The organism is Acidithiobacillus sp. IBUN Pt1247-S3, from assembly GCF_041146875.1.
Classification (GTDB): Bacteria; Pseudomonadota; Gammaproteobacteria; order Acidithiobacillales; family Acidithiobacillaceae; genus Igneacidithiobacillus.
In genome coordinates, this window is record NZ_JBFRXP010000024.1 from 18,690 (window position 1) to 35,538 (window position 16,849).

Genomic DNA, 16,849 nt, shown 5'->3' on the forward strand with positions numbered 1-16,849 from the left:
TGCCCTCAGGCGCCAAAGAAGGTGGTGAAAATTTCCATCAGCGCCGCAGCCAATTCCGGATCATCCGTCTGCGGGCTGATGATGGCCGCCTCGATTGCCTCCAGCGGCGCCAGACCCGCTGCCATCAAGGTACCGGCATAGACCAGGGCACGGGTGGAAGTCACCTCTTGCAAGCCCTGGTCCTTAAGGTTGCGTGCCTTAGCCGACGCTTGCACCAGCTTACCGGAGCGGTCGGCATCCAACCCCGACTCGCGCATGACGATCTGCGCCTCCAGCTCCGCTGGTGGATAGGTAAAATTCATACCCACAAAACGCTGCTTGGTAGATGGCTTAAGGTCTTTCAGTACCGTCTGATACCCAGGGTTGTAGGAGATCACCAGCAGAAAATCAGGGTGCGCGGTGATTTCCGTGCCTAATTTATCGATGGGCAGATGACGACGATGGTCGGTAAGCGGGTGGATCACGACGGTGGTATCGGTGCGTGCCTCGACCACCTCATCGAGGTAGCAGATGGCCCCCTCGCGCACCGCGCGGGTCAAGGGACCGTCTTGCCATACGGTTTCATCGCCCTCGATGAGAAAACGCCCTACCAAATCAGAGCTGGTCAGATCTTCGTGGCAGGCCACGGTAATCAACGGACGCTTGAGCCGCCAGGCCATGTGTTCGAGAAAACGGGTCTTACCACAGCCCGTCGGCCCCTTGAGCATGACCGGCAGACGCCGCCCCCAGGCCGCCATAAAGATCCCCAGCTCATTGCCTACCGGCTGGTAAAACGGCTCTTCGCTGATGTAGCGCAGGGCTTTATCGCCGTGGCTGCTCTGACTCATAGTGTCTCCTCTTGCGATTGTTCGGTATGGCTGCGGGCGTAGAGATATAAATGGCGCAGGGTGTGTAGCAGCATCTTCTCGGGTTGCGGCGGCAGGGCGTCTTCGCGCCCCATCTCCAGGCAATTTTGGTAATAGACCAGCTCACGGCAATTGTCGCGAATGGTATTCCAATGTGGCTGCCCCTTCACCAGGGTTTTCCATAAAGAAAGCAGGTCGGCATTCGGGTCAAATTCCTTACGTTCCGATGCCAACAGTACTTGCAGCAGTTGGCGTGCAATCGTTGTTCCTTCTTGCACACTTGCAGAAAAATCGCGCTTTGCGGTGTTGCGCCCAAGTTCTTCGATTCGGGCTTGCGCCTCGTCTAGGCGCGCTAGCGCCAGGGTCTTATCGTACATGAGAACTCCTCTCGCCTAAGCAAATAAACTACCTTTTTTCCTCCGCTTCGTCTAGGATATGCGTGTTTTACCTATAGACATCCATAATGGATTTTATGCACGGAAAAGGGGCTTTCATGAGCACGAAACTCGTCAAGATGGTCAAATTGAACAACCTTCAGTACAACCAGAATCGCGATCCGCAGGTATATCGTCGCGTCGTTGGTCATCCCTTCCGCATCCAGGCCATACTAGATGGTCAGGGCAGCGCCAAGGTCAGCCTGACCTGCGAAGGCAAGACCTTGAAGGAGAGCAACGTCGAACTGCCCGGCATGTTCTCCTACGAGTTGACCTTCAAGAATGCGGGCGTGCGCGTTGCCACCCTGACGGTCAGCAGCGAAGGACAGAGTGAGAGCCACGAGTTGCTGCTCGACACTGAGGCCCACGCCCACGTCGGCTAAGGCCGCGAAGGTGCCCGCCTGCGGGCGGGCAGCTATTTCACCAGGAAAATTGGCGCAAAAAGTCGGGTAAGCGCGCCAAAATTTCTTCTTTGTTGAAAAAGCGGTCGGCGCGCGCCGAACGTGCCGCCAAGCGTTCTTCCTCACTGCCGCCATAACAAAAGATTGGGATATTGAGCTGATGTTCGCGGCGAATTTCATCGATCACTGCATGGTCGATAGCAGGATCATCCAAATCCAGCACCAAAAAACGATGCAGCAGGATCTCCTGCCAGTCGTCGAAATCGTCTACACCGAGCGCTGGGGTAAGCGACCATTCCGTGGGCAAACTTTCACGCGCCGCACTCAGCATGTTCTCGTCACTCGTCATCCAAATTAGACGCTTGCGTAAGCGGTCTTCAATACTTGGCATCGTGTTGCTCTGTTCCTAAAAACCTGTACGAAACTGTACAGAGGATTTATCCGCACTTGGTTGACGCGGTGTTTTGCCCAACTCAAGCCCTTTGACGGTCAGTTCCGCCGGAGAACGTGCCAACAAGATGCGTTTGACTTCCCTGTGATGGGTGTACAGCCCAATTTCAGGGTCACTCATACGCGCCAGTACGTTCAACGCAGCATTGTGGTCGGCCTGGAGCACATCCCCGTTTGCACGGTAAAACTTGTCAGCCACACGCCTGCCTTCCAGCAAACCTGTTACTGAGTCCATTTGCGATGTATAGGCCGCATTCACCAGGCGATGATCCGCCTGCCGCTGCGTACATACGGAGTCCAGGGCTTCAGCTAACACGCCTTTGGCCCATGCACTCATACGTCTGTTGTACCGCTTCCCCCAATCGTTTTTTCCCGCAAAGGGAGAAGCTAAATCTTCCGAAACGACCACTGCCGCTTTGTCCACGATAGTGTGCGCCGACTGAAAAGCGATGGTGCGTAGTCTCTTTTGGGTACGCTCTTTTCTGGCTTCCAGTTTGACCCGGCCTAGGTTATTAAGAACAATGCGGTCCGCCTTGGTAATGCGCCCGGCTTCCCGGTGCTTCTTTTCCAGCGCGTGCAGCTTGTTCCGGGCCTTGCCCGTGATGGAAGCCTTATCGCTGTAGGCGGTCATTACCACCCCGAATGCCTTGCCGTGCGCCACACCATCTGAGTCCGTGAAGGCTTCCGTGTAGCCCTTGTCGATGCCGAGCGCCTGATCGCCACAAGGCCGCCCGGCACCCTTGTCCGTGGCATGATGGATTTCTGTGAAGCCATCCCTGACGATGATTCGCAGGTTACTGCCGGTCAGCTTGACGTTTTTGCCGATTGACGTGGTAATCAGGCGAATAGGTTCGCCATATTTTGCCGCGATGCGAACGATGATGTTCAAGTGCCCGTCAACGATCTCGGTGGTGTATTTATCCGACCGGACAACAAACTGATTAGCGACGTATGACCCGCCATGCCGGAAGTGTTTTCGCATCTGCCGGTGCAGGAAATTATCGGGCAGCCATTCCTCTTTGCGAAGCAGGGTAAAAAGGCGCTTGCGTTCCGATTCGCTAGTGGCACGTGCGGCAATGGCTTTTCTGACCTTTTGCTGGGCCGCTGCTTTGTAGAGCAGCACGTCGTTGATAATGTCTTTGGTGGTTTCGTTGCGAATGGTGCCATCCACTGGCAGATCGCTATAGAGGCGCTTCGCGGTGATTTCTTTGCGTAGATCGCTGGCCGACTTCCCTATCGTGCCCAACCCGCCGTAGCGCCGCCAGATGTCCGCCCGCACAAAGCCCATCGCCTTGCAGATCGCGTGCAGGGCGCATGGAACATCGGCCTGTAATGTGCGGGTAACCGTGGTCACTGCAAAATCTCCTTGGGTTCTTTCAGCTTGTGTTCCGGGTAATCATCACGAATTTGCTTCTTGTATTTGCGCATCCCATACAGGCGGCAACTGAATGTGTGAACAATGGAAAGCAGGTCTTCAACCATTTCTTGCTGCGGCGATAAGGAGTCCTGGTTGGCCACCACGATTTCACAGCCATTTTCAGCCGCCAGATGCGCAATGAGGTCGTACCCGAACCGTGCCAAGCGATCTTTTTGCGCCACCAGCAGTTTCTCAATTTCTCCACGCTGGATACGATCCAGCATCTCCAGGAAACGCTTGCGCTTGAAGTTCATGCCGCCGCCGATCTCCTGTATCCACTCGTCCACAGCGATCCCCCCGCCCCGACAATAAGTTTCCATGGCGCCCACCTGTGAGGCCAAATCGTCTTTTTGCCCTGCGCTGCTCACGCGGCAATAGACGACGGTAGCCCGCTTCGCTGGGGCGCCCCCCAACATCAGACGCACATCCGACTCGTCAAAGTACCGATGCCCGGAAGGGAGACGCTTGGCAGTCAACTTCCCTTCACGCTCCCATCGGCGAATCGTCTGAGTTGATCGGCCAATGCGTTTTGCAAACTCACCCATGCTGTATGTCTTGCTCATATCGAGTAAGTATAGACGGTTCTGGACATAAATAAAGCATCAGTTATTTGCTCCTATTTCCTACTGATCAGACCAGACGGCCAAGCCTTCCAGGCGTTCTAGCCAAAGCCCGGCGCTGGCGCCCAGATACCCTGCCATCAAACTCGGCAGCAAAGGCGACCGCGCCTGTACGCCGCTCAATGCCCAACATAGTTCCGGCGGAAAGAGATTACCCTCCACTTCGCGGTAGCAGCCATCTTCTGTCCAAATACGTAACCAGCCCTCGGGCCAGTGTTTTTCTGTCAAGAAGGTATTCGCACGCAGCTTGATTCCGTCGCGCACCCGACGGCGCCCGCCACTCTCCCAGTCCACTGCTTCCAATTCGGCGCTTTTCAACGCGGCGTGCTCCTCGGCACGGAGATCGTCTGCTTCTACCAGCCAACCCTGCGCCTGTAACTGCATTTTCCACACTGTCTTTAGCTCGGCATGACTCGGCACTACAGACCCCACCAGCTCTTCCTGCCAGCTCGTGAGAGAGGCGCGCAAGGCGCGGCCCAGTGTCGTGCGGAATTCTGCTGTGGGGGCGGCAACGCTGGCAACAAAGCTGCACCAGTCGCTATGCAGCAAAAAGCTCCCAGCCAGTACCAAGCTGTTGCCGATAGTAGCGGCGCCAGTACTGCCGATCCGTCGCCCGCGACAGCGAAATTCTTGCCGAGCCACCAGTTCGACCGGTAAGCCGTACCGTGCATATGCGGCCTGGATGGTAGGGGCCACCCATTCCAGCAACTCTTCCGGGCGGCGGCGCTGAGCGGTCGGGGTGGCGAGCAGAAAGTAGTTCAGGTGCGCGGGCTCCACCCACACCAAACCGCCGCCCAGGGGGCGTTGGATGACGGCAAGCGAGGCACAAGCCGCCTGCTCCAGTTCCAGCGCCGCCGCCTGGGAAGCACCAAGGCTCAGGTGCCGATCGGCACTTGCCAGTATGAGTAGGCTGGGGGCGTCGGCGCGTCGTAGTGAGGCCAAGGCCTGATAGGCCACATGCAATTCACTAGCGCCAAGGTGCCCAAGGTCAAGCCAACGCAGCGTCTCTCGCTCACCCGGCATGGGCGATAAATCCGCTATTCCGCGCGTTCCTTGGGCCGGTAAAAAGAGGAGAAGTAAAAATCGCGCTCATTCAGTTCTTCGTGCCACTTGGCACGATCTTGCACGCCTTGCTGCATAATGGCGGCGATAGCCATCGCCTGCTCACCATCCAGAATCAGGATGGCGTCGAGCAAATCCTCGTCAAGTTCAATAAAATGCGCCGCCAGACCCTGAGGCTCCTGTACGTGTACCAGATACGACTGACAGGCGGGATCTTCTGGGTCCAGGGGCGTAATGATCAGGCGTCCTATATAGCCCATACGCGCCAGTTGGTTGAAACGGGGGATCTCGAGCTTCTTGCCCTTTTTGTACTTGTTCAGTTCGTTCTTGATACTGCTTACATCGGCAATCGGGATGGTCTTCATGTGCACCTCAGTCATTCACGTTGCGCCTAGTGTCTGGCCTGCGCGCACACGATGCAAGTGCAGAGGTGATCCCGGGCAATAAAAAAGGGGAGACTTGCGTCTCCCCCGCACCCTTGAGGAGGGGTGGTGTCTTAGAAGTCGTAACCGACCTGAACGCCGAAGGAGTTTTCGGCGAGAGTTGCTGAAGGTGCCATGGGGCCAAAGGGCGCCGTTCCAGCTGCGCCGGTAACCGTATTAGCAAATTCGTGCATATACGCTTCCGTCAGTTTCCACCCCATGCCCAACTTTTGCGTCGAGCCGAAGGTGATTGCGTTCTCTACTACCGCCGGGAAGATCAGATTGTTGCCAATGTTATTAGCCTGAATGGGATTCGAGCCGTAGTTATAACCCATCCGAACTTGCAGCCAGTGATTCACATCGTACTGGGTGCCGATGCTGGCGACCCACTGGTTTTTCCAATGAGTTGGCAACGCCATATCCGACATACCTTTGACTGGCTGATTTTGGTAATAGGCTTCCCATGGACCATAAATCTTAAAGTTGTTGAGCGTGGATGCCCAGTTAATCCACTGACCTTCCACACTGATCAACCACTGTTGAGTTGGTCGGATAGCCAACCCAAGGGCGATCTGTTGGGGATAGTTCAGATGTCCACTATATTGACCAGCCGCACCAGCCGCACCAGAGCCTGCGGCAGGACCGGACTGCTGTACTAAGTTCTGCGCACCAGCCTGCCAAGTCAAAGGAGTGAACCAAATGGGCGATTTGTACGTAAAGCCCAGGGTCACCATATCATTTACTTTGTATAATGCGCCCAACGTAAAGCCAACGCCGTAGGCCCAAGACGGACTCGATAGATTCAGACCACCGGTTAGCGGAACGGCCATGGACTGGGGACCGTTAGCAGTCTGAATTGTGCCCGGCGCATACTCTGTCATGGTCTGTTGAAAAGACGCCTGCTCTGCAGCAATATTTAGAGTAGCACCAACTGCTAGATGATGATCCACTTTCATGGCGATAGACGGCGCCATCTGCATAAAATTGATACTGCTAAATGCCTGAGCGTAGCTGGATGGGTAGCCAGGAATCTGAGAGGGAATCTGCTGCAGATAATTCACACCCAAACCAGACGTACCGTACACACCACCACCAAAAACAATGCCGTCGCCAAACGCTGGCGCTACCCAACCGATAGCTGGAACACCATAAATATTGGTATGGCTGCCGATTTCTCCCGCTCCCATATTGGTCTTGCGAGTCGGGTTAAAAATCTCGGCAGAGAAAGCCGCCTGGGGCTTCAACAATGCCAAACCCGCCGGGTTGCTGATGGCAGCGGACAGTGGATCATCGGGAGCGGCAACGACTGCACCACCCATACCGATGGCGTATTGCCCGATACCAATCAACTGGTAACCGTTGGTGGCGAACGCGCTACCAGAGAAACCTGCTGCCGCCAACGCAGCCGCCACTGCAAAACTAAGGATTCCAGAATTTTTCTTCACTTCCTCGCCCTCTGTTGTCAAAACGTGTCTCGATTGTGGCGGATAGAACAAAGTGTTGCAAGAACTGTCACAATCAAAGTTTTTTTCTAGCTGATCAAGAGAGAAAATACTGCGATTTGATTATACTGAATATCAGTTTATTCTAATATTTTCAGAACGAGAAAAGGGGCCACACAGGCCCCTTCCCTACTCAGCGCCGGTCTTTTTACCCAGGAAACTGCAAATCCTTCAGACGCATCTGCCGCCGCACAATCTCCACGTCCTGTTTGTTGAGGGCGAAGGGGAAAGAACGGATATCCGAGGGCGAAGAATCGCCATAGGGACGATTACAGGCGCTGACCTCTTCGTCATCCTTGCCGGGGCAACCAGAGGTCTGGAACGGTTTGCCGGAATCGATAATGTCGTTGAGCTCAGCCTGCGGGAAGCCAAAGTCTTCCACCCGTCCATATTCGTCGAAGCGCATGTCTTCAAAACGGCCACCGGCATAGTCGATCAGGAAGCGACCCAACTGTACGCGCCGCCACTGATCCTGCGGTACCGGATCCCAGTCTTCCATCATCGAGCCCTTTTCCGGAAAAAACGCGAACATGTGGTTGTGTCCGCCCATATCCTTCATACGCTGGCAGACCTGCAAAATCTCCTGCTCCGTTTCACCCATGCCGCAAATGAGGTGCGCGCCAAACTTTTCTGGGCCGTAGATTTCGGCGGCCCACTCAATCGCCTGCCAGTACTTATCCCAGGAATGGGGGCTCTGTACCGTCTTGCCGCGCGTACGCTCAAAGATTTCCGGGGTAACCGCATCCAGTGCCACGGTGAAGATATCCGCACCGAGTTCCTTCAAGGTGATGAGATCCTGCTTTTCCATGGTGGTGGGATTGGACAGGATCGACACCGGGATATGCGGTGCGGCTTCCATCCAGCGTTTGAGTACGACCTGCGTGTCGTAGTCGGAATCCGGGTGGGTGATCATGCTGATGCACATGCGCTCAAACTGACCCTTGTCGCTATTGGCGGCAATCCGCTCCAGCATCTCGTCAACGCGCACCGTCGGCCAGTCGACGCGGATAAAATTGCGGTCGGCGTAGTCCCGACTTTCTTCGCGGTGCCGGGCCAAACCGCAATAGGTGCAGTTGGCACGGCAGCCTTCCGGGTAGGTCATCAGCAGATTGAGACAGTGGGTGCAGCTGGTACGGTGCATCACGCCGGGCACCAGTCCCAGGGTGATAGCGGCCGCGGTGCTCAGCTGCACATAGTCGGGAGAACGCATGGTCGGCGTTTTGACAAAGTAGTCAGGCCGATAGAAGTTCAGGGGTTGGTTGGTTTCCGGGGCTACCGCACTCATGTGAAATCCTCCTCGACAATCCGCCCTCAGGCGGCAAAATATTCCTCAAAAGCAATCCATCCAGACCGCATCACGCGATCATCCTGTGCCGCTGGCTTATGCCACGCGGCCTCCAAATCGAGCCGCCGTTGCACGGCTCGCTGGAGCGCAGGACCAAACTGGTCCGTCATATCCTCTGCGTATTCTTCCAGGGCGTCTCCATCGCCCGCAAGCCAGGCGACTGCCGCCTGCCCCGCCGCCTCCCCGCTGATCACGGCCGCCGGAATCCCTGCCCCGGTGATGGGATGCGTCAAACCTGCAGCGTCTCCCAGCAACAAAGCGCGCTCATGGACCATGGGACGGATACCACCGACCGGGATCGCGCCGCCAGTGCGGCCCAGAATTTCTGCACCGACGATACCGCGGTCTTGCATTTGCTGATGCAAGGCCTCCAGAGGCGCTTTGAGATTGCTCTCAAAACGGCGGTCGGCCCCCAAACCCAGATTCGCAACCGGCCCACGGGGAAAGAGCCAGGCATAGCCACCAGGAAAGGCGTCGGAAAGGAAGATGTCGGTATCAAAGTATGCTTGCAACAGCGGCACCGTGTACTGGCGGGTAAAGACCACAGGCTGATCAGGCAAACCCAACGCCGCAGCCACGGCACTATGCGGGCCATCGGCACCGAGGAGAAAGCGTGGCCGCACGCCGATCATTTCTCCATCAAACTGGATTTGCGCAACCTCGCCATCCCAGGAGCGAAACTGGGTCTTTCGCCAAATTTCGGCGCCAGCCGATTCGGCGAGATCTGCCAGCCCTTGATCAAAACGTGCGCGGTCAATCATCAGACCAGGAAACTCCGAATGCACGGCGCTGCCCGAGGGAAGAACCGTAAGCATGCCACTGACCTCCTGCACCCGCGACAGCGTCTCGTGCACGGTGCGCATAAGGGGCATAGGGACAAACTCGGCGCATTGTACTGGCAGACCAATTTCTGTGCGCTTATCGACGGCAATCGTATGCAGGCCGGCAGCAGCCGTGGCCCGTGCGGCCGCGGCACCGGCGGGGCCGACGCCAACCACGAGCACATCGCAGTCGATCATGCGCATGGGACTGCCTCACGTACTACCGCAACGAAATCCGTCGGCTGCAGACCCAAGGCATCAACGGGCGTATCGCGATACCAGTGCTCCACAATCTGCGGCAAGTCATCGATATGGCTATTGCGCAGGGCAGCTTCGAGATCGAGCACGGCGCGCCGCGGCTGGATAAAAAAATCACCGCTGAACGCAATCTGGCGGATACGCTTTCCGCGTGCATCCCAGAGCAATTCGCTGCGCAAGATACCGCCGCTGCCACGATGCACCGCCTGCAGAAACGGCTGCTCACTCTGAGGGCGGTCCTGCAACTGCAGCCATTCTGGATCGCGAACCGTAGCCAAGCCCTCGGGAAGATGCTGCTCCACGCTCGCGGGGACATCAGTTTCTTGCAAATCCCAGGAAAAATACTGACGGAAGCCATCAAGCAACGCAGTTTTCACTTCCTGTTTGTCAGGCAAACGTCCGGCCAAGGCTCGCAGGCTGGTTACGCGCTCAGCAACCGACTGTATCGCATGAGAATCCAGTTTTTCTGCTGGCACGCGCAGGATGCGCAACATGCGGGGGATATCCAGGTCAATCAGAACCGTACCCTGGAAGAGGACGACATTGCCATCGATGATGCCGCCGGTACCAGAAATCTTGCGTCCATCGACCTCAATATCGTTGCGCGGGCGAAATTGTGCATCTACGCCCAGCTGCCGCAAACCAAGGGCCGCGGCCTCACAAATTTCCTGGGCAAGAAAACTCATGTCACCCGCAGGAAGATCCTCGCGCCGACACACCAGCTCCCAGCCGAGCTGTGTATCGTCGAAGATGATCGCGCCGCCGCCGGTCAGTCGGCGCTGAATCTGAACGCCTTCCTCGGCACAAAAGCGAAGATCGAGCTCCTGCTGCGGGGATTGATGATGCCCGAGCAGCGCGCAATCGCGAAAATGCAAGAAGCGAAAGGTGGGAGGACAATCCCCTTCGGCCACTGCGGCGATCAGGGCATGATCAAGGGCCATGTTCTCGTCAGCATCGCGCAGGCCAGTATCAATTACCGACCACTGCGCCTGTTTGCGCATCTGCCCTATCTCCTGCTCACGCATGATCGCCGCTCCGTGCCGCTCAGGCGGTCACAACGATGGGAATGTCGCGTAGCGCCGGGCGCCGCTTTGGTGCAGCAGGGATATGGTCAAGGGGAATGGCACCGCTTTCTTCGCCAAGTGCCAAGACCTCTTCGCCCACAATCATCGAGCAGCAGGAAGGGGTAACGAAGACATCACGATCGAGATGTTTGGCCAGCGCGAGCATGCCATCGGAAGGGAAGGCGATACCGTTCAGACCGGCCATTACTGCGTAACTGTCCGTCTCCATCCGGTGAACGCCGCTGGGACGCGCACAGCCGAGCAATACGGGGGTATCGGGTAAGGCAGCACGCGCATCCATGAAGTACTTGCCGACCTCGTTGCTGGGTGGTGTGGCAAAGGGCCGACTCTGGCTGGCGTACTGCGACATGATGACCACCAACACCAAGGCGCTGGGCAAATGCCGCTGCACGATTTCCAGGGAATTCCACTCACCTAGCATCTCACCATAGTGCAGACCAATGACGATGTGTGGCACGACCTTCATCTTGGTGGCAACCAAGGCTTCCAGCGCCGCCTCAAAGTCATCGACGCTGCGGCGCAGGTGGTAGACCTGAGAAATGGTGTCCTGGGCGCCAATGACATCCATCATGGCGACGTCGACACCGGCGTCCTCCATTCCGCGGGCAAATTCTGGCGTGGCAATGCCCGTATGCATGGCAATCTGCAAATTGGGGTAGCGTGCTTTGATCTTACTAACAGTCGGGAAGTAGGGCTCGTAATGAACGACGTTCTGGTGATCGGACCCACCCGACAACAATAATCCGCGTCCGCCATCCAGCACGATCTGATCAACAAGGCGATCGAGTTCTTCGGGAGAGCGCACGGGGATCATCGGTTCAAGAATTTTTGCTTTGCAATGGTCGCATTGCAGTTTACAGTCGCCACCGGTGATCGAGATTGCGGGGAAGGCATTTTTCCCGCAACTAGTGGTGGACAACTCCGAAGTCTCGTGATGACGGAAAGATGGTGTGTAGAAGTTCATTCGCCCAATCTGGCTTCCCGACAGTCCTTGCCAACGCTCCCGCATCGACGCCACCAAGCGGGCATCCAGTTGCAGGTCTTCAAGGGCTTCTACCTGGGAAACAGCGTCTAACCATGGATTCATGAACTCGTCCGTCCTGCGTCAGAAAAAATGGAGACAGCGGCCGCCGAAGCAGCCGCTGACCGGAAGCAAGAAAATTTAGCAGCCGCCAAAACCGTCGGCGTTCATCTTCTCTTCGAATGCTGCCAGGGCATCAGCGCCAGTCTTCAATTCGCCGGCATCGCCGTCAAAATCAGCAGGCGTCAACTTGGCGACCCAGCCGCTGCCGTAGGGGTCTTTGTTGATCAGGCCAGGGTCCTTGGCGACGTCGTCATTGCTCGCGGTAACCGTGCCACCTACCGGGCTCTTCAACGGACCCACCCATTTTCCGGATTCTACCGTGGCGGCAGATTTGTCTTTCTTGATGTCTTTGCCGGCAGCCTTAGGAGTGTAGGAAACGATCTGGCCAGCCAGGGCACAAGCATAGGCGGTCATGCCGATGGTCACGCTGCCATCGTCTTCCTTGCGCAGCCAGACATTGTTTTCGACGTTGTACATCAGGTCTTCAGGAATTTCACAACCACGAACAGTACCCATATTGCCCTCCTTAGGGTGTACGGAAGATAACAGAAAGGGACGAATCCCTTAGAAAAATAACAAGCGATCCACCGATAAAATCAGATCGGCCAGATCACCGGCTGAAGCTACGCGGTCGACCTCATCGATCAGGCCCGTCTCTTCCATGGCATATCCGGGCAATGCGGGGCGACATACATAGAGCTCCGCGCCGGCGTTTTTGGCATCACGAATGAATTCGATGATTCGTTTGCCGCCTTCCATGGCTGCCATATTTTCGGCAACACCTTTTTCCATGAGCTTCACCGCTTCCATGGTGCAAAAAATCTTAACCTCTGCGTCCATGGATGACAACAAGGAACCGAGATAGAAGGGTGTCGCACAGCGATGCGCAGTACTCGGACCGCTGGTCATGACAATAACGACGGTCTTCTCTACATCGTCTTCGAAATAGTGGCTGCTCATCTCATCCCCCGCTCACAATGAATGTCGTCGCGTACACAGCGTGCCTTATAGCTCTCGAACGCCGCATCGCCCGTTACCATGTCTTTCAACGCCACTTCCAAACTCGCAACCGGGCGCACGCGCGCAATCCACGCCTCGTATGGCTCGATGTTCAGTAGATTGGGATCTTCGAGGACATCCTCATTGGCGAGATCGATCACACAGTCAAAGACATTGGGAACTGGCCCTGCCCACTTGCCACTCTCAATGGTAGCAACCGGTTTGCCGATAGGCCGTCTAGTCCCTGGCCGCCGCACGCGTACATGCAGGATCTTGCCGGCGATGGATTGTGAGATATCAGTCATGCCCACGGTGAGCGTGCCGTCATCCTCTCGCCGCGCCCATACCTGACTTTCCTTGTCATAGTAGAGCTCGGCGCGAAATTCACACCCGTTACACTCCATGGCCTTTTCCTCGTTATTTGCTGCGACGAAAAAAAACGCCCCCGGTAGGGGGCGCCTTTTCGCGCGCGGTCAGACGATGCCTTTGGCGGCGAGCAAATCCATGGAATCGCTCACGTTGTCGGGAATACCGACCTTGCGTGGCGACAGACCCATGGCCAAGCCCAACAACTGGGTGAAGTAAATAACCTTGACGTTGGATTTGATGCCAAACTCAACTTCCGCACGAACCTGATGCATCTCCAAACCAGAGTGACAGGTTGGGCATTCCGTAGCGATGACTTCCGCGCCAGCGTCCTCTGCTGCCTGCAAGATGTTCAACACCAACTGCGTCGAGGTGTCGGAATCCGACAGGGTATGCGCGCCGCCACAGCAGGCGGTCTTGAGCGGGAAATCAACCGCCACTGCACCCGCCGCATTGAGCAGGTCATCCATGAAGTGCGGAGCATACGAAGACTCCGAGCCAGGGCCCTGATCCTTCTCGGGAAAGATCTGTCGCGGACGGGTATACATACATCCGTAGTAATTGGCGATCTTCAGCCCGTTGAGGCTCTTCTTGACGCGGCTCTTGATGCCATCCGTGCCAACTTCTTCCATAAACCACTCCAGCGCATGCAAACTGCGCACATCGCCATCGTACACCGGATCACCAGATTTTTCGGCGAGATCCTGTACCGTCTTCATGGTCTCATCGGACGTGGCACACTCATACTCCGTCTGCTTCAGGTTGCGATAGCAACCGTTGCAAGGCGCCATAACCGTGTCACAGCCTTGCAATTTACTGGCAATGGCGAGGTTTCGTGCGGACATGTAGGTTTGCAACATGGGGTGAATATTCTTCACCTCCATGGCGCCACAACAATTGTAGTCCTCAAGGTTTTCCATCTGGAGACCAAGCTCTTTGACCAGCACGCGCGTGGACTTATCGTACGGACCGCCGGAGCCTTCCAGAGCACAACCGGGATAATATGCAACCTTAGCCATGATGCGCGGCCTCCTTTTGCGTCTTGACGTATTCAGCCAACACCTCACCGGTCCGACCCCAGGACTTCGTCTTGGGACGGAAAACCACGTTGAGGCCCATCTTGGCCAACTGGCCAAGCGGCATATGCTTGCTGAGATTCTTGCCGAAATTGATGATCCAGGTCTGCACCAGTGGCTGGCCCGAGCGCTTAAAGAAGCCCATCATGACTTCCGTATCCTCGATGCGACCAAACTCTAGGCACTGATGGGTAAACTCTTCATCAAAGTGCGTAGACAACGTTTTGGGCGTGTAGCCGTTTTCTTCCAGCCAGTGCGCAGTAGCCTTCATCACACCTTCAGGACGGACGTCCTTGGGACAGATGTTGGTGCATTTGTTGCAAGATACGCACTGCCAGATGATGTCCTTGTCCTTCATCAACTCGGCCTTGAGGCCCAAGCGAATCAGGTAGATCCAGTAGCGTGGGTTGAAGTCCACGTTCTGGGCATACATCGTGCACGAGTTGGTGCAGGAACCACACTGCCAGCAACGATGGACGTTTTCACCACCACTGTAACTCTGAATGATCTTTTCGAAATCCGGCTCGTAATCCACTAACGTACGAGGGGAGATCATGGTATTCCAAGATCCTGACACATCCACACCATCTACGACCAGATGATCGTACTGGAGAATGCGATCGGGATCGATCAGTGTCTTCTCATGAATAGCCATAACCAAGCACTCCTAAAATTGGAAAACTAGTGAACGTCTTTGCCTTTGACCCGTGAGCCACCCATACGCCGCTGCGTTTCCACGCCCAACAACTTATGGATTTGCTCAATGAAGTCTGATTGCCCGCCGAAATCTGAGCGCAGGAACCCCTCTGCCATGGCCCGCAAGTATTGTGAGTATTGGTACGCCAACAAAACGTCGATGAGATAGGGCAGATCACGATAGACGCCGAGCTCTGAAAGCCCTTGTCGCATCCATTCCCGAACCCCTTCAAACATCTCCGGACTCTCCCCCAAGGGAAAATCGGTAATGTAGTCACCGCCACGCACAAACTCCCGTACCGCTCCAGAGCTCGTGCCTTGGTCCCAAACCCAACGCGTCATTAGCGGATAGGCTTCTGGATTCATAAAATGCAACAGTTCCGCTGCCATGTCCCGCAATGCCCTCTGCGCCTTACCTTGCGCCGGGATTGCTTCTTGAAAGCGTTGCATGCGCTGGTTCAAGTCGCCATGCCCGGCAAGCAGGTCTTCAATGGCGGAACTCACCACTTGAGGCCCTAGTTCTTGCAGAGTAGGCCAGAGTTTGCGTCGCGCCGTAAACATACTTTCCACCAACGCACGCATTTGCTCCTCATCCAAGCCTTGCTCGATGCCAGAGAGAATGGTGCGAAACACTTTCCCCTTCTCTTCCAGCATCGCAATCAACTCGGACAAACCCTGCTGCCCCTCAAGGGCCTCCTCAAGCTCGTAAAACGATTTCTTAAGCAGGCCGACATCAAGATCGATGGGCAACTTGGCAGGAGCGACGGACTCTCCTTGCATCAGAATCAAACGGCTACTTTCTGCGCCGAGAAGAGATCGGCCACCGCACGCGAGCCAGCCGACTGCCCCTGAGCGATAGAGGTATCGATGTCCTCAGGACCCGTGGACGCGCCGCAAGTGTAAATACCTTTGCGCGTGGTGCCCTGGCTGTTGGTGTACTGCTCGGCCTTATCAACAAAGCCATGCTTTTCCAAACCAATCCCAAAGGTTTTGGCGATCTCCGGATTCAAAGCGTTCGGATCCATACCAATGGCATGCACAACGATATCCATGGGGATAACGATCGGGCGCTTCACCAAGGTATCTTCACCCTTCACCAGCAGGCGTCCATCGGGAGACTTGGTTACCTCGGCAATACGTGCCTTGACGTACTTGGTCTTGAACTCTTCCTGACTCTTCCAGTAGAACTTGTCTTCATACAGGCCGAAGGTACGGATGTCCATGTAGTAAATGAATACATCCGTGCTCGGGGAGATTTCTTTAATCTCCATAGCCAGGTTGGCAGACACGGTGCAGCAGATCTTCGAGCACCATTCGCGGCCAATCTGGCGATCACGGGAGCCCACACAGAGCAGGATGGCAACGCGCTCAGGTACGCGACCGTCGGAAGGGCACTGAATCTTGCCAGTGGCAACCATCTGTTCCATCTGCGACGTAGTAAGCACGTCCTCGTAGGTGCCAAAACCCCACTCTGGCTTATTGATGGAATCGAAGTGGGTGAACCCCGTGGCCAAGATGATGCTACCAGCATCAACCTTGTCACCGTTGCTCAGGGTAGCGGTAAAGTTACCGGCCTCACCCTCCAGCTGCGTGACCTTGGTCGACTTGTGGATGCTGACGTTACCGTCGCCTTCCACACGGCTGACCATACGGCCAATCGCGTCTTTGGCCCACTCACCCGAAGGTACCAACTTGGCATAGCCAGAAATGATAGGCGCACCACCGAGAACATCTTCTTTCTCAACGATGACCGCTTTCTTGCCCATGGCTGCCACGGTGGCCGCCGCCGACAGACCCGCTGGGCCCGCACCTACTACCAAAACCGTATCTTGTGCACTCACTGATCGTTCTCCTCAAGCACCCGTCTTCATATTGATGTTCTGGTTCGTCGCGAGTTCGGGGTTGTAGAGGTATTCCACGTTCCCTTGCTCGACCTGCTTCAGATATTCCTGGAATTTGGCCTTGG

Annotated in this window: 20 protein-coding genes; 1 reads left to right on the forward strand and 19 read right to left on the reverse strand. The window is 55.9% G+C overall.

The genetic code is table 11. From position 1 onward, the window contains the following. Window positions 1-5: 5 nt before the first annotated feature. Window positions 6-827 carry a CbbQ/NirQ/NorQ/GpvN family protein gene (locus AB4090_RS13275; RefSeq protein ID WP_369574368.1) on the reverse strand — a complete coding sequence of 274 codons (822 nt, stop codon included), beginning with the start codon at window positions 825-827 and terminating at the stop codon, window positions 6-8. Next, window positions 824-1,222 (reverse strand): hypothetical protein, encoded by a 399-nt coding sequence (locus tag AB4090_RS13280; protein WP_369574369.1) that lies wholly within the window; start codon window positions 1,220-1,222, stop codon window positions 824-826. The genes AB4090_RS13275 and AB4090_RS13280 overlap by 4 nt, the downstream gene beginning before the upstream one ends. Window positions 1,223-1,338: 116 nt before the next feature. Between AB4090_RS13280 and AB4090_RS13285 the strand changes: the two genes are divergently transcribed. Then, entirely contained in the window at window positions 1,339-1,662 is a 324-nt protein-coding gene (locus AB4090_RS13285) for a hypothetical protein (protein WP_369574370.1), read from the forward strand. A gap of 37 nt (window positions 1,663-1,699) precedes the next feature. On the opposite strand, the gene AB4090_RS13290 is transcribed toward AB4090_RS13285, so the two are convergent. The 17 genes from AB4090_RS13290 to AB4090_RS13370 all read right to left on the reverse strand — a co-directional run bounded on the left by AB4090_RS13290 (window position 1,700) and on the right by AB4090_RS13370 (window position 16,724). Next, window positions 1,700-2,071 (reverse strand): hypothetical protein, encoded by a 372-nt coding sequence (locus AB4090_RS13290; protein WP_369574371.1) that lies wholly within the window; start codon window positions 2,069-2,071, stop codon window positions 1,700-1,702. A gap of 15 nt (window positions 2,072-2,086) precedes the next feature. Further along, window positions 2,087-3,484: a transposase gene (locus AB4090_RS13295; protein WP_369574372.1), complete on the reverse strand. Its 1,398-nt coding sequence runs from the start codon at window positions 3,482-3,484 to the stop codon at window positions 2,087-2,089. Continuing rightward, a complete protein-coding gene (locus AB4090_RS13300) occupies window positions 3,481-4,110 on the reverse strand; it encodes an IS607 family transposase (RefSeq protein WP_369574373.1) in 630 nt (209 codons plus the stop codon). Before AB4090_RS13300 ends, AB4090_RS13295 begins: the two co-directional genes overlap by 4 nt. Before the next feature lie 60 nt (window positions 4,111-4,170). Beyond that, window positions 4,171-5,190: a lipoate--protein ligase family protein gene (locus AB4090_RS13305; protein ID WP_369574374.1), complete on the reverse strand. Its 1,020-nt coding sequence runs from the start codon at window positions 5,188-5,190 to the stop codon at window positions 4,171-4,173. A 14-nt stretch (window positions 5,191-5,204) separates the two neighbouring features. Then, complete coding sequence (locus tag AB4090_RS13310; RefSeq protein WP_369574375.1) at window positions 5,205-5,609, reverse strand: hypothetical protein; 405 nt, start codon at window positions 5,607-5,609, stop codon at window positions 5,205-5,207. Between the two features lie 116 nt (window positions 5,610-5,725). Further along, window positions 5,726-7,096, reverse strand: a complete 1,371-nt coding sequence (locus AB4090_RS13315) for an OmpP1/FadL family transporter (protein WP_369574376.1) — start codon at window positions 7,094-7,096, stop codon at window positions 5,726-5,728. 205 nt (window positions 7,097-7,301) lie between these two features. Further along, window positions 7,302-8,438 carry a radical SAM protein gene (locus AB4090_RS13320; RefSeq protein ID WP_369574377.1) on the reverse strand — a complete coding sequence of 379 codons (1,137 nt, stop codon included), beginning with the start codon at window positions 8,436-8,438 and terminating at the stop codon, window positions 7,302-7,304. A gap of 26 nt (window positions 8,439-8,464) precedes the next feature. Further along, complete coding sequence (locus AB4090_RS13325; protein ID WP_369574378.1) at window positions 8,465-9,523, reverse strand: geranylgeranyl reductase family protein; 1,059 nt, start codon at window positions 9,521-9,523, stop codon at window positions 8,465-8,467. Further along, window positions 9,514-10,602 carry a biotin/lipoate A/B protein ligase family protein gene (locus tag AB4090_RS13330; protein ID WP_369574379.1) on the reverse strand — a complete coding sequence of 363 codons (1,089 nt, stop codon included), beginning with the start codon at window positions 10,600-10,602 and terminating at the stop codon, window positions 9,514-9,516. The genes AB4090_RS13325 and AB4090_RS13330 overlap by 10 nt, the downstream gene beginning before the upstream one ends. Before the next feature lie 19 nt (window positions 10,603-10,621). Continuing rightward, the gene (locus AB4090_RS13335; RefSeq protein WP_369574380.1) at window positions 10,622-11,749 is read right to left on the reverse strand and encodes a radical SAM protein; all 1,128 of its coding nucleotides are present in this window, start codon (window positions 11,747-11,749) and stop codon (window positions 10,622-10,624) included. Window positions 11,750-11,824: 75 nt separating this feature from the next. Next, entirely contained in the window at window positions 11,825-12,262 is a 438-nt protein-coding gene (locus AB4090_RS13340) for a glycine cleavage system protein H (RefSeq protein WP_369574381.1), read from the reverse strand. Between the two features lie 48 nt (window positions 12,263-12,310). Next, window positions 12,311-12,706, reverse strand: coding sequence for a DsrE family protein (locus AB4090_RS13345; protein WP_369574382.1), 396 nt, complete (start codon window positions 12,704-12,706; stop codon window positions 12,311-12,313). Then, a complete protein-coding gene (locus tag AB4090_RS13350) occupies window positions 12,703-13,149 on the reverse strand; it encodes a glycine cleavage system protein H (protein ID WP_369574383.1) in 447 nt (148 codons plus the stop codon). The genes AB4090_RS13345 and AB4090_RS13350 overlap by 4 nt, the downstream gene beginning before the upstream one ends. Window positions 13,150-13,218: 69 nt before the next feature. Continuing rightward, the gene (locus AB4090_RS13355; RefSeq protein WP_369574384.1) at window positions 13,219-14,130 is read right to left on the reverse strand and encodes a CoB--CoM heterodisulfide reductase iron-sulfur subunit B family protein; all 912 of its coding nucleotides are present in this window, start codon (window positions 14,128-14,130) and stop codon (window positions 13,219-13,221) included. Continuing rightward, a complete protein-coding gene (locus AB4090_RS13360) occupies window positions 14,123-14,842 on the reverse strand; it encodes a 4Fe-4S dicluster domain-containing protein (RefSeq protein ID WP_369574385.1) in 720 nt (239 codons plus the stop codon). Before AB4090_RS13360 ends, AB4090_RS13355 begins: the two co-directional genes overlap by 8 nt. Window positions 14,843-14,868: 26 nt before the next feature. After that, on the reverse strand, window positions 14,869-15,663 hold the full coding sequence (locus AB4090_RS13365) for a hypothetical protein (protein WP_369574387.1): 795 nt from the start codon (window positions 15,661-15,663) through the stop codon (window positions 14,869-14,871). 5 nt (window positions 15,664-15,668) lie between these two features. Then, window positions 15,669-16,724, reverse strand: a complete 1,056-nt coding sequence (locus tag AB4090_RS13370) for a CoB--CoM heterodisulfide reductase iron-sulfur subunit A family protein (RefSeq protein ID WP_369574386.1) — start codon at window positions 16,722-16,724, stop codon at window positions 15,669-15,671. Window positions 16,725-16,849: the final 125 nt, after the last annotated feature.